The organism is Parasedimentitalea huanghaiensis, from assembly GCF_009753675.1.
In the GTDB taxonomy this organism is placed as follows: domain Bacteria; phylum Pseudomonadota; class Alphaproteobacteria; order Rhodobacterales; family Rhodobacteraceae; genus Parasedimentitalea; species Parasedimentitalea huanghaiensis.
In genome coordinates, this window is the sequence record NZ_WQLV01000001.1 from 478,573 (window position 1) to 498,421 (window position 19,849).

Below are 19,849 nucleotides of genomic sequence, written 5' to 3' on the forward strand. Positions count from 1 at the left end.
CGGTCACATTGTGATCGGGCAGTAAACTTAGTGCTGTGTCTTGGTCTTTGGCACCGAAAAGAAATAGTCTGATGCAATATCATCAGACAGTACTGTATCGGGTATGCACTCTGGCCCGGCCAGAAACACCGAACTGCCAAAATGCGCATGCAGACGCGACAAGCGCTGCAACCGCTCACCAATCAACTCTTCATAGAAATCAGTGTATTTGGGGGCTTTCTTCAACTCGTCAATCCGGGTGCGGTGGCGCGAGACTGAATACGCGTGGGCGGCAGCGATATCAGGGTCTGCCAGCAATCGATCCAACTCAATTTGCAGCGCCGGTAACATGCGATAGATAGAGCGATCCCGTTCAGCATTGTTGTTCATCCGAAACCAGTAGGCCATGCCTTGATCCCGGTCGACATGGTTCACCCTGCCCCGGTCCCGTTTAACCAGAAAGCTCTCTGCCGACCGCAGAGCATAATGATTTAATGTCACCAAATCATATCCAACCGTCTGCACCGTTGAACGCCAGGCATTTCGGTACTCTTCTTTTGGCATATTAACGCCGGAACCATTGACCCAGTTAATTTGATCCACCAGTTGTGGCTTCAATCCTTTGGGTCGATGTACCCCCAACTTCTTAAATAAGCCAATGTTGCGGAACAGCGTTTTAAACCCCCAGGCCTGATGCGGTTTACGGGTCATCAATGGCGCGCAATGGGTGAACTGTTCGGTGATCAGCTCATCACGGAATTCTTCAACATCTGCGTTACCAAACAGCCGCCAGGTCAACGAGATCATGTTGGCATCTGGCACTGCTTCAAACAGCGCCTTCAAAGTTCCATCTCCAGTGTGAACTGTGATGAACTCATCTACATCCATACAAATCGCCCAACCCGCATTTTGGATCAACGGCTCCTTTTCAGCCGAGGCCAGGGCCGCATGCTGAGGCTTCAAACCGGTATCGCGAAAGCGATTATCGCGATGTTGCACAATCCCTTTCTCCTGCAACATCGCCAACATTGTGTCAGTGCCGTCGTCGCAGTCATTGGTATAAACTAAGAAATCATCGACCCCGATTGCACGGTGATAGGCCAACCATTCCAGGATAAACGGACCCTCGTTTTTCATCGTGGTAACAATTGCAACCCGGTCGCTGTTCTGGTGTTGCGTCTCAGTATTTTCCTTTGGCATCCGAACAGGCTTACCTGTCCAAAACTTCGCCATATTCAACAGCTCACCATTTTCTATCAAACTGGATTTGGGCACGATCCTCGAGATTTTACCCTCGTCTTCGCCATCTGCCCGGTAACGCAGCGCCATACAGCGATAAAAAGGGATAACCTCGGCAGCAGGATCCGCTCCAGCAATTCGAACCAAACGCCAGACAACGGATTTGGGCGCGGCCGATGGCGCAACAACCCATCGCCTGTGCCGCTTTGGCCCGTCAAACCTGCTACAAATGTGATCGCTAAATCTTGCCTTGCGCCCCTTGCGCAACGCCCAAGGATAAACCCGTTCCCCAGCCAAGACCACCAATCCTTGTGGGGCTGCCACGGCCTTATCAAAAACTGTTTCTGCTTTTTCCTCGGGTGCAGGCACCAAGTCATAGACATCGATATTCATTACTGCACGCGCATTACTCAGAAATCGCTGACGTACCAATTCATATAAGTTCAGGACCCCCAGTGGCGCACTCCAAGGCTCAGGACTCGGGGCGTCCATACGATCCTTGCCTGGGGCATCAGGTGCGTTCATGGGGTGCATTTCCGGCCCAATTTCCGGTTTACCCAACGGCTTATCTGCCGCCAACACCACGATAGTCAGCGGATCATCCAGCCCATCAGTCAAAGCAATTTCCTGCTCCAGTTCAGCCGCAAAGCGATCCGCCTCTTCTGGTGGGGAACGGTCCACAATCACCGCCCCCTGCAATCCATGCCATCGCTGATGCCATTGCAACCAATCGCACAGTGTGCCTGCGGTTTCGCCATTGCGTTCACTGACAGCGCAGTTCAATCCGGCAAACAGCTCACATTCAGATTTGGTTGCAGGCTGGCCAAGAATGTCGCCGCCCAGCCTGAGCGCCGCACGGCTGCTAGCAGTGATTTGTAATGTGGCAACCCCAGCCCCACCGATACTCTTAAATTCAAGAGCTCCTCCAGGATCATCAACAGCAATGTCCCTCTCTGCGATACCCGGCATAAAGAACACTTTGGTCACCTGAGTATCGTCAGAACCTGGCTCCAGGTGGATACTGTCCAACACCATTTGTTTTGTAACAGGCTGCACAGATTCGGGCTGAGGAGAAAGCCCCATATTACGTCTTAGGACTGTCACTTATTTGCTCCCGAAACTCTCGGCATTCAGGCTTGCCTTGCGTCGTACCTTGAACCCTGATCGCAGCATACCCACCAAGCTCGACTTGCCCCACGCCAGATGGGAATTCTCGATATTCAAACGATACATATATATGTCTTTGCGATTCAGAATGAGCAGTTTGAAATGCAGTCTACTGAAATCACCAGTGACCGCTAGTTTAATAACGGACTTCAATCGAACCATTCATACCAAGACCAGTGCCACTGGCAAGTTTCCAACACATCAGGCACAGGCAACTGCCGAAAGCGGCTTATCTGCGCCAAAAATCTAACAAACATCAGCCAGAAGTGGGACGAAAACAGTTTATCAAATCACTTGTTACTCCCGATGGGTTGGTGCAACAGCCCAACCCAAAACCGAACATTGTCTGACATAGTTGACTCATTGTCTGACAATGTTACAGTCCACCACGAGTCACTACAAACGCGAGACCAAAAGTGCCAAGACCGGAACGAAATTCTCTTCCCTCAGACGATCTGAAGGCAAACAAGGTGTTAAACCACATCAAACCTCTTGTAGCTGGGCGGGATGTACTGGACGCATTGGTCGAACTGATTGAGGCGGCCAAGCTTACTGTTGGTGACAAATTGCCCCCCGAAGTTGAATTGGCGCGGCGATTGGGGGTTGGCCGCTCTAAAATTCGCGAGGCACTTAATGCCTGGCAAAAAATGGGCATCGTCGTGCGCAATAAAGGCGCAGGAACCCGGCTCGCTGCAGAAATCGCTTCGCATTCTGTCCATATGCCACTGACAATGAAACTTGAGGCCGAAAGCCTGCTTAGAACCCACGCGGTGCGTCGCCCACTAGAGATTGAGGCCGTCCGCCTTGCCACTGTCGAAGCAACCGATCAACAACGGAAAGTGATCCTCGCCCGCATGGCAGAGCTGATGGCTGTCTACGAGGCCGGAGAAGACTGGCGCCCAGCCGATCATCGGTTTCACAATGAGATTTTTGCAGCCACTGGAAACCCTCTTTTTGGCCAGCTAATTGCGCAAATACAAAAGGCCTTTCAGGACATCTATGAAGCTCCTTTTGGCAAGCCTCATCTGGGTCAAAGCAGCATCGTTCTGCACCGGCCAATGGCCGAAGCCATCGCCTCTGGTGATCAAATCAGCGCTGTAAATTATACAACGCAAATCATGGATATCGTAGAAGCCGAAGTGCGCGAGATCATAGGTGCGGGCAAATGACTGGCACAAACTATCCAAATCTCTCCTTGGCGACCATATTGGCCGAAGCGCACACCGAGAGCGGCGGCTCAGTGACACCACCCATCGTTCAAAGCTCTCTCTTTACCTTCGACAGTTATGAATCCTTCGAACATCGTATGGCCGGACATGGCTCTGATCCGATCTACACGCGGGTACAAAATCCAACTGTCGCCGCATTCGAAGGCTTGATGGCAAAGTCTGAAAAGGGAGAGGCAGCTGTGGGGTTTGCCTCGGGTATGGCAGCTATTTCGTCCACACTAATGACATTTCTCAAACCGGGTGACAGGGTTGCATGCATTGAACACGTCTACCCAGACACATACCGCCTATTTGAACGCCTATTGCGTCCATTTGGCGTCGAAGTCTCATACCACTCACCGGCAGCATTTGAAAATGACCCCAATTTGCTGGACGGTGTGCGACTAGCCTACCTCGAAAGCCCTTCCTCAACGGTGTTCGAAGTCACCAATTTGCTAAAAGTTGCAGAACATGCACGGCGTCATGGCACACTAACGGTAATAGACAATTCCTGGGCCAGCCCGATATTACAAAATCCTCTGGCTTTGGGCATCGATGTCACCCTTCATTCTGCCTCAAAATACATCTCGGGACATTCCGATACAGTGGCTGGGGTTGTGGTTGCAAACCAAGATCTGATCGACCAAATCCGAGAGCTGGCCCTGCCACTTTTAGGTGCCAAACTGGCCCCGTTCGAGGCCTTTTTGCTGACACGTGGTTTGCGAACATTAGATGCACGAATCCAACAGCATCAACGCACTGCGGACCTGATGGTGGATCGGTTGTCACGCCTGTCCTGTGTCACCAGAATTCACTCGCCCAGCTCAAATTCCGTTCCCGGCTTAAAAGGGCGGTCTGGCCTGATGTCGGTGGAATTCGCGCCAAACATCGACATCAAACGTTTTTCAAATGCGCTGTCCTTGTTCCGGCTGGGCGTTAGCTGGGGCGGCTTTGAAAGTTTGATAATGCCGGCGCAGGTCGGGCTTGCGCAAAAGGGCGAGAAAAACTCGATGCAACGGTTTGGCGTATCGCCGTCATTGGTACGCCTCAACCTCGGGCTGGAGGAGCCAGAGGACTTATGGGCTGACATCACAACAGCCCTCTCACACGCAACATTGTGAAGCGGGACTAGCCCGCCATTTCTTGGAGGAGAAAACATGAAGACTCTGATCAAAGGCCTTGGCCTAGCTGCAGTGCTGTCTGGATCAACAGCATATGCCGACACGACCTTGAAACTGGTAGAAGTGATCACCAGCCCGGAACGCACCGAAGTTTTGCAGGCAATGGTAGAAAAGTACGAAGCCGCCAACGAGGGCGTCGAGGTTGAAATTATCTCCCTACCGTGGGGACAAGCCTTTGAAAAGTTGGCGACAATGGTCGCAGGTGGAGACATTCCAGATGTGGTCGAAATGCCTGATCGCTGGCTTGCGCTCTATGCGGGGTCAGGCAAACTGGCCAATCTGGAAGACCAGATTTCAGCATGGGAGCATGGCGGTACGCTGACGGACAAAACCATGGCCATGGCACGTCTGGCCGGCGGCGAAGCCCATATGGTGCCCTATGGGTTCTATTTGCGGGCAATGTTCTACAACAAGAAACTGCTCGCTGAAGCTGGTGTGGAAAGCCCCCCTGCCACTATGGATGAATTCATGACGGCTTCGGCCAAAGTGTCAGAACTGGATGGCAAATCTGGCTATTGTCTACGTGGTGGCCGCGGTGGCCTGAACGCATGGGTGATGATGGCGGCTGCGATGAACGGCACCAATGACTTCTTCACTGAAGACGGAAAATCCCGCATCAACGAACCAGACTCGGTCAAGGGCTTTCAGTTTCTGATCGACATGTACCAAAATGGCAATGCACCAAAAGATTCAGTCAATTGGGGATTTAATGAAATTGTTGCCGGCTTCTACTCTGGTACCTGTGCGTTCTTAGATCAAGATCCAGATGCCCTGATCGCGGTGGCTGAACGTATGCCAGCCGAGGATTTTGCTGTCATCCCAATGCCGGTTGGTCCCTCAGGCAAAGCCTTCCCTACGATTGGTTTTGTTGGCTGGTCGGTGTTTGATTCATCTGAGCACAAAGAAGACTCCTGGAACCTGGTGGCACATCTCTCCAGCCCCGATGCCAATTCCACCTGGACCAAACGTGTCGGCGTAATCCCAATCCACGAAGGCGCTGATCAGGACCCTCACTTCCAGACAGATCAGTTTGCTGGTTGGTTCAAAACCCTCAATGGGGCCGAATATGTGCCGACCATCATGCCGTCATATCTTGAAAAATTCGGTTTCTTTGCAGATTCCATCGCGTTGGAAAGCAGCCAAGAAGCTCTTTTGGGACAACGCAGCGCACAGGATGTTGCGGATGAATGGGCTGCATTTTTAACTGACGAATACACAGCGTGGAAAGCGGCGCAATGATCGCCAACACCCATACTGCAGTCACGTCCGGGGAAACCCGGGCGCGGCGCTCATTCTACTGGCGATACATGGTCGAACCCTACTTTTACCTGTCGCCAGCCTTGATCCTGATCGGCGTGGTCATGTTGGTGCCACTAATTGTCGGCATTTCCTATTCGTTTCAATCAATTGCACTGCTCAAACCGTTTGATACCGGCTGGGTTGGTTTGGAAAACTACGCAGCACTCTGGGATGATCGCAAATTCTGGCTGGCGCTGGAGAACACCTTTCGCTGGACCATCGGTTCGTTGAGCCTTCAGTTCCTGCTTGGGCTGGGGCTGGCTTTGCTGCTCAACACCCAGTTTCACGGTAAACGGTTGTTTCAGGCACTGGTTTTCCTGCCATGGGCCGTGCCCACATTTCTGTCCGCCCTCACATGGGCCTGGTTGTTCAATCCAGTCATCGGCCCCCTGCCCCATTGGATGCATGATCTTGGGTTATTGTCTGAGCCGTACAATATTTTGGGCGATCCAGATCTCGCCATCTGGGGCCCAATCACTGCAAATGTATGGTTTGGGGTTCCGTTTTTTGCCATCACATTGCTGGCAGCCCTGCAGTCCATTCCTAGTGAATTGTATGAGGCCGCCGAAATGGATGGTGCATCCGCCTGGCAGTGCTTTACCAAAATCACCCTTCCGTTTCTCGCTCCAATGATTGCGATCACTGTAATGCTGCGCACGATCTGGATCGCGAACTTTGCGGATATGATCTATGTTATGACCGGTGGAGGGCCCGCTAATTCCACTCAGATCCTGTCCTCCTATATCTTCACCACCGCATTTCGAAAGCTCGACTTCGGCTATGCTTCTGCCATCGCCGTTGCACTGCTTGGGTTGCTTTTGATCTATGCGGTCATTCTGCTGTTTGTCCGGCAGAAACTTGTCAAAGTCTGAGTACAGCTAATGTCTGACGCCACTCGTCGAAACCCAATTCTGATGATGGGCAAATTTGCTGCCATCACGTTCTACCTAACCTTTGCGCTGTTCCCGCTCTACTGGTTGCTCAAAATAGCTCTGACGCCGGATCGCTTGATCTTCACCGAAGGCACAAATTTGGCGCCGAGCGAAATTACATTCAGCAACTTCGCCTCGGTCTTATTCAAGACCGATTTCCTCTCCTATTTTGGCAACAGCCTGATTGTTTCACTGGGCACAGCAGCGGTGACAACCGTGATAGCCGCCGGTGCAGGATATGCGTTCTCCAGGTTTCACTTCAGTGGCAAGAAAATCATCATCGCCGTGATGTTGATTACCCAAATGTTCCCGCTCCTGATGATCATTGCGCCAATTTACAAAATCATCGCCTCATTTGGTTTGCTGAATTCCCTGTCCAGCCTGATCATCGTCTACACCGCGTTCAATATCCCATTTGCGACCTTCCTGATGCAGTCATTTTTTGACGGCATCCCCAAGGACTTGGAAGAAGCAGCTATGATGGATGGCTGCACCCGTTTCCAGGCTCTGCGCAAAGTTGTCATACCGCTTACTCTGCCAGGCCTGGGGGCAACTTTAGGATTTGTTTTTACCGCGGCCTGGTCGGAATTGCTGTTTGCACTGATGTTGATCAGTAAGAATGACACTATGACATTCCCAGTTGGCTTGTTGACATTTGTGTCCAAGTTTTCAGTTGATTGGGGGCAGATGATGGCCGCCGGTGTACTGGCACTGATCCCCAGCTGTCTCTTCTTCATCTTCATCCAACGCTACCTCGTCCAGGGGCTCACCTCTGGCGCGGTTAAAGGATAGGAGGCCCAAATGGCCCGTATGGAAATTAAAAACCTGATGAAACGCTATGGCCAGACCGAGGTTATGCGCGACATCAATCTTGACATAAAAGACGGCGAATTCATCGTTTTGGTTGGGCCTTCGGGCTGTGGGAAATCAACGCTCCTGCGAATGATTGCAGGGCTTGAACCGATTTCTGGCGGTGAATTTCTGATTGATGGGCATCGTATGAATGACATGCGACCACGCGACCGAGACATTGCAATGGTGTTCCAGTCCTACGCGCTCTACCCGCATATGGATGTGGAGCGGAACATGGGATTTTCGATGGAAATCCGCGGCGACGATAAAATCAAGCGTAAGCAACGTGTGCTAGAAGCTGCCAAAGTTCTCGGTCTCGAACATTTGTTGTCTCGTTACCCAAAGGAACTGTCTGGTGGCCAACGCCAACGCGTCGCAATGGGGCGCGCCATCATCCGAGATCCCCGTGCCTTTTTGTTTGATGAGCCATTGTCCAACCTTGACGCCTCTTTACGTGTTGAAATGCGATTGGAGATTGCGCGATTACACAAAAGACTCGGCGCAACTATGGTCTATGTCACCCACGACCAGGTAGAAGCCCTCACCCTTGCAGATCGAATTGTGGTGTTGGAAGGAGGTAACATTCAGCAGATCGGATCTCCCCTTGAACTCTATGAACGCCCTGCAAACCGATTTGTTGCCCAATTCATCGGGTCTCCGACAATGAACATCATCCCCGTATCACCTGCCCAAAACGGTGTCACACTGGCCAATGGAACTTGCCTTTCTCTTTCTGACACACTCGACCTCAACGCGGCAGCCGAACTCGGAATTCGCCCCGAACACATTCACGTTCTGCCATATGGGACCGGAGATTTCGACGCCGAAGCGGAGGTGGTTGAACATTTAGGGTCTGACACAAACCTCTTTGTTCGGGTCGATGGTATTGGGCCTTTGATGGTAAGGGTCCACGGCAATGTCCCAAACCAACCAGGTGACAGAATTGGCCTGCGTTTTCAGCTCGAGAACATCCATATTTTTTCGACGGATGGCCGGGCCCTTGGTCGACGCATCACGCTGGCTGCCTAAAATTCTGCTCCTCGCCATACCCGGACAGCCTGCGCTCCGGGTATGGATTTCAAGGAAAACCGCATTTTTATGTGACTTACGTCAGTTGAGACTTGTCAAAACATCTTTCAATTCAACGCCGGGCTTGGAAACACCCGTAGCCAACGGGAAAAGCGCGGCTTGCACAGAGTGATAGATGTCAGGTTTCCCGTTGAACTGTATTGCTGTTGGCCCCCCCTGAGCATCAATTTCCGGAAACCAGCCTCCGTGCTGATGGTCGATGAAATGCGTATCAGCAAACTTCCACAAACGACTGTACCACAGGTGCAGCTCTTCTGTCGGCGCAAGCTTTAGAAAGCTGGCCAGAACACCAATTGCCTCGGTTACCGGCCACCAGTACCGTGAAGTGACCGCAGGTGCTCCCTCAAAATCAAGCGTGTAGACAAACCCGCCAGTCTCTGGAATCCACGCATCTGACAGTGCGCGCCTGGTCAGTAACCAAGCAGTTTCTTTGACATCAGCGTTCGATCGCCCGGATAGATCCCAGTGCTGCAACAAAAGCCGTGCCAGTTCAAAGGAGTGACCAGGCGTTGTCCCGGCCGGACGAAACATCGGGTTCCCACTATAGGTGTGATCGATTTTCCAATCTTGCGTATAGTGTTCTGGTAGTCGCCACCCTTCACTTGCTCCAATCCGGTAGACAAGAAAATCAAGGATCTGTCCTGCCATAGCCAAATAGCGTTCGCGGCCGGTGGCTTCATAGGCTGTCAACAAGGCCTCGACACTGTGCATATTTGCATTCAATCCACGATAGGTCGAAAACGGTGACCAGTTGCGGTTCCACTCATCAGAGAAAAGCCCATGATTGTCTTCCCAAAAGCGGGTTTCAAGAATGGCCGTGACATCATCAATCAATCGGTCCGCATCAGGGTGATCGGCCATTTTGGCACTTGCACCTGCCAACAATACAAAAGCATGCCCATAGGCAAGCTTACGGTCATCGTGGATCTCATTCCCATCCAGCGCCCAAAGATACCCACCAGAAACGCGATCCCGGTGATGACCCCAAAGGTAGTCCATCCCTGTACCTATTACCGCCTCACATCCCCTATGCCCTGCAATCTTCCCCAAAGCATACGAATGGATGAACCGAGTGGTCGTATGCAATTCCTGCACTGTATCTGCCAGCGGCAACCCTTTGTAATCAAGCGTGTAAAATCCGCCTGCTGGTCGAACGCTGCCTTGAAAGAAATCAAACTGCCGCACCGCATCTTCGATCAAAAAGGCACGATGTGCAGCTGTTCCAAATCGATACTGGTCAGCCTTAGAGTTGTGGTCATGGGATATATTTTTCAAAGTAGTCTCACCAATGTTTGCAGAAGGTTTAGGTGCACAATTTTGGTTCGGCGTGTACGGCCGTGCCCGTTTGTGTGCTCAGAACAGGTTGGATAAACTGAAGGCCAGCATTGGGTTCACCAGAAATCCGCTTTAGCAAGAAGTCTGTCAGGTGTTCACCGGCTGCTGACAGGTCCTCATATAGGCTGTCCACCTTTGGTCTAACAAAGTCGAACACCCTGGACGTATGCTTGACAACAACGTTGATATCTCGCCCTGGGGTCAAACCTAAATCCTGGATCGCCGCAAGAGCAGCTAAACCAGATACATCTCCCGGAAGGACCAACCCATCCGGAGCATTCGGAGCGCTGAATCTGGTCTGGAACCATGCATGTATTTGGTCTGCCCCACTATCTAGTGTGACATCCTTTATGATCTCGAATTCAACACCCGATTTGTGCACGCAAGACATGAATCCATGCAGGAGATGATGGTGAAACGTAAACTCTTTTGGCGGTAACAAAATGCTCAAATGCTTTGACCCGCGGTCTAGCAACATCTCCGCAGCGCTTAGTCCAAATCCAAAATTGTCATAGTCAACAAACGGATGCTGCGTCGCCAGTTCTGAACGACCATGCGTAACAAACGGAAACTCCGCCTCCAAAAGATACCGAATGCGACTGTCGTTAGGCTTCGTACGCGAGAAAATGATACCATCCGCGAGTTTGTCCTGAACGATCCGCTCAATATGTTCAACAGACTGCTCAGTGCAAAAATCAGGCAGCACCACAAGATGATAATTGGTACTTTCAAGGCGGGTGCTGATGCCCCGGATCAACTGTGTGCCAAATCCAAGAATTTCCTCATGTGGTGGCAATATCAAATTGATAACATGTGTCCGCCCTGTGCGTAGCCGTTGCGCGGCTCGATCAGGCGAATAGCCAAGCTCCTTGGCCGTCTTCTGAACCAGAGCCCGGGTGTCTTTTGCCATCATAGGATCATTTGCCAGAGCTCGCGACACCGCTCCAACAGATATCCCAACCTTGTCAGCGATTGTACGCTGGGTGGGGCGCGACTTAACAAGATTTTTGGTCAACACTCCACCTCAAGTTCAGAAAACCTCAGATGGATTTAACACGTTATAAATGGAGACATCCAGTGCCAGGCAATGAAAAATCAGACTAGATCGCGGAAACAACAACATCGACTGCAAACAATGTCCGGTCGCATCGACAAGAGTAGGAATTATTTCGATTTAAACGGAATACAGCATGCACCACGTAAGAACATTTTGCCGTTAGACGCTTGATATCAATCCTCAAGGCCAATTGACAACGGGAGAGAAAGTCATGGTCCCATGTTGCTGCGAAGCGTAAATCAACATGACACCAACAGCCCTTTTTCCTTTCGAAACCAAATACGAGCACAGCCAATGGATGGCGGTGGGAGTAAACAGCCCACAATGGTCGTCACGAATGTTAGCAAAGGGTCGTTTGCGTTGGTTCGGTCATCGACACTGAATAAATGCAAGTCCGCATAGATGCCGTTGACGTTCCTTAAATGGATTGGCAAGTCGCCGAAGTTGCATTTCAGAAGAACCTCGTTGGCGAACAGTGAAATCTCAGACTGCAACTGATTGACGAATTGTCACGACCCACAGCTACCAGTCCCACCAAAACCCATTGAAAGAAACCGGTAAACAAATGAAGAATAGAGGCACGAGAACAAAGCCCCCCATCAGCGCGTAATCAAAGCAGGAACGAAAAAAGTCTCTGCCTTTTCTTTCGAAAAAACAGAGACTTATCTTGGTACCCAAGGCCGGACTCGAACCGGCACGCCCGTTAAGGCGGGGGATTTTGAATCCCCTGCGTCTACCATTCCGCCACTTGGGCCTCGGGGAACTCTCTAACCAAGCCCGCGACTGAGGTCCAGAGGCAATTTTCCTTCTGAGGCCAACATTTTGACGAATTATTTGTCCTTCATGTTGACCAGCCCCCCAACACCAGTATTCAACCTATAAAAACCGACAACAGGACACCCAATAATGCTTCGCAGCCTTTACAATCGCACAATGGCGCTGGCCGATCATCCGCATGCTTTGTGGTGCCTGGCGGCAGTGGCTTTTGTTGAAAGCTCATTTTTTCCCATTCCACCAGATGTCCTGATGATTCCGATGATTCTTGCGCGTCCTTCTCGGGCTTGGCTGATTGCGCTTGTGGCGCTGGTGGCCTCGGTCCTGGGTGGAATGCTGGGCTATGCGATTGGTGCCTTTTTCTACGACAGCATTGGCCAGCCAATTCTGGAGGCTATGGGCAAAGGTGACGCCATGTTGGCATTTAATGACAAGTTCAACGATTTTGGATTTTGGGCCGTACTGGGCGCGGGGATTACCCCTTTCCCGTTCAAAGTGATCACCATAATGTCCGGCTGGACAGGCATGCCTTTAGGGACCTTTATCGCCACTGCCATTCTGGCCCGTGCGCTGCGTTTTTTCCTGGTCGCTGCCTTGTTGTGGAAGTTTGGCACACCAATTCGTGACTTCATCGAGAACCGTTTAGGGCTTGTCTTTACTGTCTTTCTGGTGCTGCTGTTTGGCGGATTTCTATTGCTCAGGTATATTTGACATATGCGCCGACATCTTATTCTTGCTGCTGCTGGCGGCTCTGCTGCGCTCCTTCTGGGGGCGCTTGGGTTCCAGTACATCGGTGAAATGCCGCCCTGTAAACTGTGCTACTGGCAGCGCTATCCCCATGTCGCAGCCACCGGTATCGGTGTACTAGCACTGATGATTCCTGGCGCGCTACTGCCCTATCTGGGGGCGCTGGCCGCGGCCACCACATCTGGCATCGGCTTCTACCACACTGGCGTTGAACGCGGATGGTGGGAAGGCCCCTCAACCTGCACCTCTGGGCCCATTGCAAACCTCACACCGGAACAGCTGATGGAACAAATCATGGGTGCGCCATTGGTGCGCTGCGATGATGTCCCATGGGAGATGTTCACCCTTTCCATGGCCACATGGAATGGAATCGCATCTTTGATTCTAGTTGGAATCTGGATTGCGGCTGCCCGGACCAATGCCCACTGAAACGTATAGGGCCTGAGGTGGTGAGATTGCCGCCTCAGGTTTCTTTTTTGGTCGACAACAGCAGATTTGTTTCACTACTGACCACCCCGTCAAAAGTCCGGATTTTGGCCAGAGCCATATCCAGCGTCTCCAGCGTCTCGGTCCCCAGTTCGACTATCAAATCCCAACGCCCATTGGTCGAATGAATGGCCCGCACTTCCGGAATACCTTGTAATTGCCTGGTAATCCTGTTGGCCCCACGCCCCTCAATCCCGATCAGCATCAACCCTCGTACAGGGTCCCGTAGCACGTCCTCTTTGACAACAACTGTAAAGCCCAGAATATCGCCACGCGACTGAAGCCGCTCAATCCGTGCTCTTACAGTGGTTCGTGACAGGTTTAACTGCAGCGCCAGGTCCGACAAGGAAGCCCGCGCATCATGTCGCAGCGCTGACACCAGCCGCTCATCCGTTTTGTCCATATTCGCTTCCAATTTGGCGATAGAGCTACCCTTATGTACAAATTCACCCCTGTATTCCACCGCTAAACGGAGATTTGCTGCACTTAAACAAACGCAATTCCAAGGAAACCTCCCACGTGACCCCGAAAACATGTATTCTCATCGGTGCTCCGGTCGATAGTGGCAAGCGCCGCGATGGGTGCCTGATGGGACCAGATGCCTTTCGCACTGCTGGCCTGACCGCAGCCCTATCCGATCTTGGCCACAGGGTCGAAGATCTGGGCAATCTATCCCCTGCCCCATTTACGCCTGACACGGATGACGGCCCTCTTGTCGCGCCAAATGAAACCATTGGCTGGACCAAACAGCTTATGGCCAGCGCAGAACAGGCCATGACACAGGGGATGCCAATCTTCCTTGGTGGAGACCATGCGCTGTCGCTTGGCTCAGTTGCAGGTGTTGCCAACTATGCTGCAGATCAGGGGCGTCCACAGTTTGTGCTTTGGCTAGACGCCCACACTGATTTTCACACGCCACTGACCACGGACAGCGGCAATTTGCACGGCACACCAGTTGGTTATTTCACCGGTCGCAATGATTTCAACGGATTTCCAACCGTGAATAACCCGGTACCCCAGGAAAATGTCTGTATGATTGGGTTGCGTTCCGTCGACACGCCGGAACGAATGGCGCTAGAGGCCAGCAATATCCATCGCCACGACATGCGGGACATTGATGAAAATGGTATCGCCCGCCCACTCTCCGCCTTTTTGAACCGTGTGGCGCAGGCCAATGGGTTTCTCCACGTCTCACTGGACGTAGATTTCCTGGACCCTTCGGTTGCTCCGGCTGTGGGCACCACAGTTCCCGGCGGCGCCACAGTTCGTGAAGGCCACCTGATTTGTGAAATGCTGCATGATTCCGGCCTGATGACCTCGCTTGATCTGGTGGAACTCAACCCCTTTCTGGACGAACGCGGTCGCACGGCCCATCTGATGGTCGATCTGTGTGCCTCGGCCCTTGGGCGCCGTGTATTTGACCGCCCTACGCGGAGCTATCCGTGAATACGCTGCAAGCACCAAGCTCAGTCGTCATGATCCGACCGCACCAGTTCCGTTCGAACCCAGAAACCAGCGGCGACAATGCCTTTCAAACTCTGCCGAACCGCTCGCTCAGTGATACCTCAAAAACTGCACTGGCCGAATTCGACGGTGCAACCAAGGCGTTGCGCTCTGCTGGTGTAATCGTACATGTGTTTGACGACACAGGAACAGAAACTCCTGACAGTGTCTTTCCCAACAACTGGTTCTCGACCCATGTTGGTGGTCACATCGCCCTCTACCCGATGTCCGCTCCAAACCGCCGCAAAGAGCGGCGGTCCGATGTGATCGAGATGCTGAAACAGAAATATCGGGTGCAGGACGTCATCGACTATTCCGGGCTTGAACACGACAATTTGTCGCTCGAAGGCACCGGCGCCATGGTTTTGGACCATATCGGCCGCATTGCTTATACAGCTAAATCCAATCGCGCGGATCCAGTGCTGCTGGAGCGTTTCTGCACGCACTTCAACTATGAACCCATTGTATTTGAAGCCAAAGATTCAAACGGAAACGACATCTATCACACCAACGTTCTGATGGGTATCGCCACTGAATTTGCATTGATCTGTTTAGACATGATTGTTGATCCAGCTCGACGCGCAACAATTGTGCGGCGGCTCGAGGAAAGCGGCCGGGAGGTCATTGATCTAACTGCAGACCAGATTTCCTCATTTGCTGGAAACGCTATAGAGCTGAACGGGCACCAGCGCCATCTTGCCCTGTCCGCGCGCGCTCTGGACGCACTCACGCCCAGTCAAATTGCAACAATCGAACGCAGTGCAACGCCACTGCCACTCACCATTCCCACAATCGAAACTGCCGGAGGATCCGTACGCTGCATGTTGGCCGGCATCCACCTGAACGCCCGCGAAAGGATCATCCAATGACTCAACCTTCCAATAAGGCACTTGTACCTTTTGTCAGCGTAGACAACATGATGCGGCTTATTCATCATGTTGGAATTGAGCAAATGCTGATTGATTTGGCCAACTATGTTGAAGATGATTTCAAGCGTTGGGAGAAGTTTGACAAAACCCCTCGCGTAGCTAGCCACTCAGAGGTTGGTGTCATTGAACTGATGCCCACGTCAGATGGCGAGGCCTACGGCTTTAAATACGTCAACGGCCACCCCAAGAACACGTCTGAAGGGCTGCAAACCGTTACAGCGTTTGGCCTGATGGCGGATGTCTACACCGGCTATCCAGTGTTGTTGACAGAGATGACAATACTGACCGCGCTACGTACAGCGGCGACCTCAGCCATGGTGGCAAAATATCTGGCGCCAAAAGGCGCTGACACAATGGCCATGATCGGCAATGGCGCGCAGTCCGAGTTCCAAAGCTTGGCTATGAAAGCCATCTGCGGCATTACGTCGGTTCGCCTATACGACACCGACCCAGCTGCCACTGCAAAATGCGCAGCAAACCTGGCCAGCACTGGTTTGGATGTGGTCATCTGCAAGACGCCGGAACAAGCCATTGAGGGTGCGCAAATCCTCACCACCTGCACCGCCGATAAACAATGCGCCACTATCCTAACCGACAACATGGTTGGCGCGGGTGTACACATCAATGCAATCGGCGGCGATTGCCCCGGCAAAACCGAACTGGCGGCCGGGATCTTAACCCGTTCGGACGTATTTGTTGAATTCCCGCCTCAGACCCGTATCGAAGGTGAAATCCAACAGATGGCAGAGGATTTCCCGGTCACTGAATTGTGGCAGGTGATCAACGGCACAAAAACTGGCCGTACCAGTGATCGCCAGATCACGTTGTTCGACAGTGTTGGCTTTGCAATCGAAGACTTCTCAGCACTCCGCTACATCCGAGACCGTATCAAGGACAGTGATTTCTTCTTTGAATTGGACATGTTGGCCGACCCAGACGATCCTCGTGATCTGTTTGGTATGGTTCAACGCGCCGCCCAATAAGCCAGCAAATCCCGGCATCCCGTGCCGGGATTTCTCCCTCAACATTGCCTACGCATCCAGCTCAGCGTCCCAGTACAGAAAGTCCATCCAACTTCCATGCAGGTGGTTCGGTGGGAATTTCCGACCCGTATTACGCAGTTCTTCTGCGCCGGGTTGCCTTGGCGCCTTTTGCAAGAACATGTCCAGCCTGTGCAACGGTTTTGACCCCTTGCGCAGATTACAGGGTGAACAGGCTGCAACCACATTTTCCCAGCTGGTCACACCGCCAGCGGCTCTTGGTACAACATGATCAAACGTCAGGTCACCACGTGCCCCGCAATATTGGCAACAAAACTCGTCCCGCAAGAATAAATTAAAGCGCGTGAAGGCTACGCGCTTTTGAGGTTTCACATAGTCCTTTAGCACCACCACCGAAGGTATTCGGATCACTGTACTGGGGCTGTGCACCTCTTCATCGTATTCGGCTACGATATCCACACGCTCCAGCCAGGCTGCTTTGATCGCATCCTGCCAAGGCCATAGGGACAAGGGGTAATAGGACAATGGCCGATAATCGGCATTCAACACCAGCGCCGGATGTTGTTTCAAGGCGCCTGGCGTGCGCACAAAGTCAGTTCTAAAGTCGCCATCCATCTGAAACGTCTTCCTCGCCCTGTCTACCCGTCTATCCGGTACCAGAGCGGGGAACCCGCCCCAGCATATGATTAACTATATATCGTGGTTGAAACCTGACAAGCCCCCAGTTTCCACTATATCTCGCAATTAGCCTATGCCGGAATTGTAACAGCAAAATGATAGCAGCCCTTGATTTGCCTTTGCCCGCCTCGTATGGGCGGGCATGACCCGTTTGATCCGCTTTAACAAACCCTTTGATGTACTGCCGCAGTTTACTGATCGTGGCACAGCAGATGGGCCTCGCCGCACCCTGAGCGATTTCATTACCCTGCCTGGTGTTTATCCAGCCGGACGGCTTGACCGGGACAGCGAGGGCTTGATGTTGCTGACCGACCACGGCCCGCTCCAGGCCAAGATCTCGGACCCCAAGCACAAAATGGCTAAAACCTATTGGGTGCAGGTCGAAGGCACCCCAGACATGGCCGCCCTGCAAGCACTTGCCCAGGGGGTCGAACTAAAAGACGGGCTGACCAAACCAGCCCAGGCCCGCGTCATCGACGAGCCAGAAAACCTTTGGCCGCGTACGCCGCCCATACGTGTTCGTAAAAACATACCCGACACATGGGTTGAGCTAACGCTTCGCGAAGGCCGCAACCGTCAGGTGCGCCGAATGACCGCTGCAGTGGGCCATCCGACCCTGCGACTGATCCGCTGGAAGATCGGAAACTGGACATTGGAAGGGCTGGAATCAGGAACCTGGCAAAATGCCCCCCAAACGATCAAACCAACCCGAACGCGTCGCTAGCGCATATGGGCCAACAATAACCTGAGCCAGCTGTTGCCAGTACTGCGTACGGTCAGATCACGAGATGTTCGGAACTACCATTCAGTATAGCGCCCAATCGCGATTACCGTCGGGTCTGACCCCCCCGACATCAGGATCAGGGCCCTGTTTAAATCAGGGCGCTATTGAGATGCATTTACGCTCGGGGGATAAAATCCCCGGCCTACCCCGCTTGCGCGGTACCGCCGCTAGTATTTGCCTTTACCACCAGCTTGAATGCTGAAATCCAAACTGGATCAGAACCGGCAGGGATCTACCCTGTCGGCCCATAGACTGTGGTTACAACCCCAATTTGTCGCGCATAAAGGCCAGCGCAACACTCAGCCCATCCTGCGCTATTCCATGACCAGTTCCCTTTTGGATATGCGCAAACACATCCTGAAAGCCAGCTTCCTGCAAGGCTTCTGCGGCCTCAGGTAGCGACTGCGGTGGAACCACGTCATCCGCGTCTCCATGGACCAGCAGGATCGACATTTTGCTGACCACTTCATCCTTCAGCGTTTCCGGTGACAGTAAGCGTCCCGAAAAGGCCACGATGCCCGCAACCGGATCTTCGCGACGCGGTGCGACATGCAACGCCATCATCGTGCCCTGGCTAAAGCCAAACAGGACCACCTGTTCGGGCAGCACGTCCTCGTCTACCATCAACGCATCAAGAAATGCATTCAGATCATCAATAGCCGACCGCATCCCGCGCTCAGATTCTTCCTCGGATGACCCGTCAATCCACGGGATAGGAAACCATTGGTACCCCATCGGCGCCCCAGCGCAGCGCTCAGGGGCATCAGGAGCAACAAACAGCGTATCCGGCAGATGTTCACCCAGAGGATCTGCCAACCCAAGCAGGTCAGCACCATTGGCCCCATAGCCATGCAGAAACACCACAACCGAACGGGTGGTGCCTGACACAGGCTCTTTTCGTTCGGCGGTCAATACTCGAGTCATCTGATACCTTCTCTGGATTTTGCTACATGGTAATAGGAAAACAAAAGCCGCGCTGCAACCGATCGCCAAGGCGACCATGCCTCAGCCATCTTGCGCAACTCTTTTTCTTTTGGGCGGTCCGGCAATTCAAACAGCATTCTTGCGGCTTCCTGCAAGGCCAAATCCCCCGGTGCAAAAACATCCGCACGGCCAAGCGAAAACATTGCATAAATCTCTGCAGTCCAGGCTCCTATCCCAGAAACCGTGACCAATTGCTTCACTACCTCGGCATCAGGAACATCGCGCAAGGCATTGTAATCAATATTCGCTTCAGCCAAAGCACGCGCATATCGAACCTTCGGTCTGCTTAAACCTGCCGCTCGCAGCTCCTCTTCACTGGCTGCCATAACCTGAGACAATTCAGTAAGGTTGGCCTCCTCCATCCGCCGCCAAATGGCCCGCGCTGAGGCAACACTGACCTGTTGACTGATAATTGCCGACAGTAATTCAGAAAATCCATCAGGCTTACGACGTAGCGGCAATGGGCCGGTTAATTCCAGCGCGGCCGCAAAACGCGGATCGTAATGCGCCAACCACTCGGCCCCCTCCGCCACACAGGCATCACTCGATATTATGCGGCCAATTTTCTGATCTGACGCCACGTCATTCTCCTGCTTCACAATCACTTGCAGATTAGCCGCAGGTT

Annotated in this window: 19 protein-coding genes and 1 tRNA gene; 12 read left to right on the forward strand and 8 right to left on the reverse strand. The window is 52.6% G+C overall.

Going from position 1 to position 19,849, the window contains the following annotated elements:
* Window positions 1-27 precede the first annotated feature (27 nt).
* Entirely contained in the window at window positions 28-2,322 is a 2,295-nt protein-coding gene (locus GO984_RS02160) for a glycosyltransferase family 2 protein (RefSeq protein WP_342448050.1), read from the reverse strand.
* A 533-nt stretch (window positions 2,323-2,855) separates the two neighbouring features.
* Between GO984_RS02160 and GO984_RS02165 the strand changes: the two genes are divergently transcribed.
* The 6 genes from GO984_RS02165 to GO984_RS02190 are packed head-to-tail and all read left to right on the forward strand — an operon-like array spanning window position 2,856 to window position 8,886.
* Window positions 2,856-3,554, forward strand: a complete 699-nt coding sequence (locus tag GO984_RS02165) for a FadR/GntR family transcriptional regulator (RefSeq protein ID WP_342448051.1) — start codon at window positions 2,856-2,858, stop codon at window positions 3,552-3,554.
* Window positions 3,551-4,714: an aminotransferase class I/II-fold pyridoxal phosphate-dependent enzyme gene (locus GO984_RS02170; protein ID WP_157020921.1), complete on the forward strand. Its 1,164-nt coding sequence runs from the start codon at window positions 3,551-3,553 to the stop codon at window positions 4,712-4,714. The genes GO984_RS02165 and GO984_RS02170 overlap by 4 nt, the downstream gene beginning before the upstream one ends.
* Window positions 4,715-4,750: 36 nt before the next feature.
* Window positions 4,751-6,013: an ABC transporter substrate-binding protein gene (locus tag GO984_RS02175; RefSeq protein WP_157020922.1), complete on the forward strand. Its 1,263-nt coding sequence runs from the start codon at window positions 4,751-4,753 to the stop codon at window positions 6,011-6,013.
* Window positions 6,010-6,945: a carbohydrate ABC transporter permease gene (locus GO984_RS02180; protein WP_157020923.1), complete on the forward strand. Its 936-nt coding sequence runs from the start codon at window positions 6,010-6,012 to the stop codon at window positions 6,943-6,945. Before GO984_RS02175 ends, GO984_RS02180 begins: the two co-directional genes overlap by 4 nt.
* 9 nt (window positions 6,946-6,954) lie before the next feature.
* Entirely contained in the window at window positions 6,955-7,797 is an 843-nt protein-coding gene (locus tag GO984_RS02185; RefSeq protein ID WP_157020924.1) for a carbohydrate ABC transporter permease, read from the forward strand.
* 9 nt (window positions 7,798-7,806) lie between these two features.
* The gene (locus tag GO984_RS02190; protein WP_157020925.1) at window positions 7,807-8,886 is read left to right on the forward strand and encodes an ABC transporter ATP-binding protein; all 1,080 of its coding nucleotides are present in this window, start codon (window positions 7,807-7,809) and stop codon (window positions 8,884-8,886) included.
* Between the two features lie 81 nt (window positions 8,887-8,967).
* Here GO984_RS02190 and GO984_RS02195 read toward each other — a convergent pair whose 3' ends face one another.
* The 3 genes from GO984_RS02195 to GO984_RS02205 all read right to left on the reverse strand — a co-directional run bounded on the left by GO984_RS02195 (window position 8,968) and on the right by GO984_RS02205 (window position 12,092).
* A complete protein-coding gene (locus GO984_RS02195) occupies window positions 8,968-10,221 on the reverse strand; it encodes an AGE family epimerase/isomerase (protein ID WP_157020926.1) in 1,254 nt (417 codons plus the stop codon).
* Window positions 10,222-10,249: 28 nt separating this feature from the next.
* Window positions 10,250-11,296, reverse strand: coding sequence for a LacI family transcriptional regulator (locus tag GO984_RS02200; protein ID WP_157020927.1), 1,047 nt, complete (start codon window positions 11,294-11,296; stop codon window positions 10,250-10,252).
* 710 nt (window positions 11,297-12,006) lie between these two features.
* Window positions 12,007-12,092, reverse strand: a tRNA-Leu gene (locus GO984_RS02205).
* Between the two features lie 152 nt (window positions 12,093-12,244).
* Here GO984_RS02205 and GO984_RS02210 point away from each other — a divergent pair.
* A complete protein-coding gene (locus GO984_RS02210) occupies window positions 12,245-12,823 on the forward strand; it encodes a YqaA family protein (protein ID WP_157020928.1) in 579 nt (192 codons plus the stop codon).
* Window positions 12,824-12,826: 3 nt separating this feature from the next.
* Complete coding sequence (locus GO984_RS02215; protein ID WP_157020929.1) at window positions 12,827-13,288, forward strand: disulfide bond formation protein B; 462 nt, start codon at window positions 12,827-12,829, stop codon at window positions 13,286-13,288.
* Between the two features lie 34 nt (window positions 13,289-13,322).
* Here GO984_RS02215 and GO984_RS02220 read toward each other — a convergent pair whose 3' ends face one another.
* Window positions 13,323-13,748 carry an Lrp/AsnC family transcriptional regulator gene (locus tag GO984_RS02220; RefSeq protein ID WP_138164958.1) on the reverse strand — a complete coding sequence of 142 codons (426 nt, stop codon included), beginning with the start codon at window positions 13,746-13,748 and terminating at the stop codon, window positions 13,323-13,325.
* A gap of 116 nt (window positions 13,749-13,864) precedes the next feature.
* Between GO984_RS02220 and rocF the strand changes: the two genes are divergently transcribed.
* Genes rocF through GO984_RS02235 form a run of 3 tightly spaced genes read left to right on the forward strand, consistent with a single transcriptional unit; the run spans window position 13,865 to window position 16,760 of the window.
* Window positions 13,865-14,791 carry an arginase gene (gene rocF, locus GO984_RS02225; RefSeq protein WP_167740188.1) on the forward strand — a complete coding sequence of 309 codons (927 nt, stop codon included), beginning with the start codon at window positions 13,865-13,867 and terminating at the stop codon, window positions 14,789-14,791.
* Window positions 14,788-15,717 (forward strand): citrulline utilization hydrolase CtlX, encoded by a 930-nt coding sequence (ctlX, locus tag GO984_RS02230; RefSeq protein WP_167740189.1) that lies wholly within the window; start codon window positions 14,788-14,790, stop codon window positions 15,715-15,717. Before rocF ends, ctlX begins: the two co-directional genes overlap by 4 nt.
* Window positions 15,714-16,760, forward strand: a complete 1,047-nt coding sequence (locus GO984_RS02235; RefSeq protein ID WP_138164955.1) for an ornithine cyclodeaminase — start codon at window positions 15,714-15,716, stop codon at window positions 16,758-16,760. Before ctlX ends, GO984_RS02235 begins: the two co-directional genes overlap by 4 nt.
* Before the next feature lie 48 nt (window positions 16,761-16,808).
* Here GO984_RS02235 and GO984_RS02240 read toward each other — a convergent pair whose 3' ends face one another.
* Complete coding sequence (locus GO984_RS02240; RefSeq protein ID WP_138164954.1) at window positions 16,809-17,393, reverse strand: HNH endonuclease; 585 nt, start codon at window positions 17,391-17,393, stop codon at window positions 16,809-16,811.
* Window positions 17,394-17,598: 205 nt separating this feature from the next.
* On the opposite strand from GO984_RS02240, the gene GO984_RS02245 reads away from it, so the two are divergent.
* The gene (locus GO984_RS02245) at window positions 17,599-18,180 is read left to right on the forward strand and encodes a pseudouridine synthase (protein WP_157020930.1); all 582 of its coding nucleotides are present in this window, start codon (window positions 17,599-17,601) and stop codon (window positions 18,178-18,180) included.
* Window positions 18,181-18,498: 318 nt separating this feature from the next.
* Here the strand turns inward: GO984_RS02245 and GO984_RS02250 are convergent, their stop codons facing one another.
* Entirely contained in the window at window positions 18,499-19,164 is a 666-nt protein-coding gene (locus GO984_RS02250) for an alpha/beta hydrolase (protein WP_138164952.1), read from the reverse strand.
* Window positions 19,161-19,805 carry a DNA-3-methyladenine glycosylase family protein gene (locus tag GO984_RS02255; protein ID WP_342448052.1) on the reverse strand — a complete coding sequence of 215 codons (645 nt, stop codon included), beginning with the start codon at window positions 19,803-19,805 and terminating at the stop codon, window positions 19,161-19,163. Before GO984_RS02255 ends, GO984_RS02250 begins: the two co-directional genes overlap by 4 nt.
* Between the last annotated feature and the right edge of the window lie 44 nt (window positions 19,806-19,849).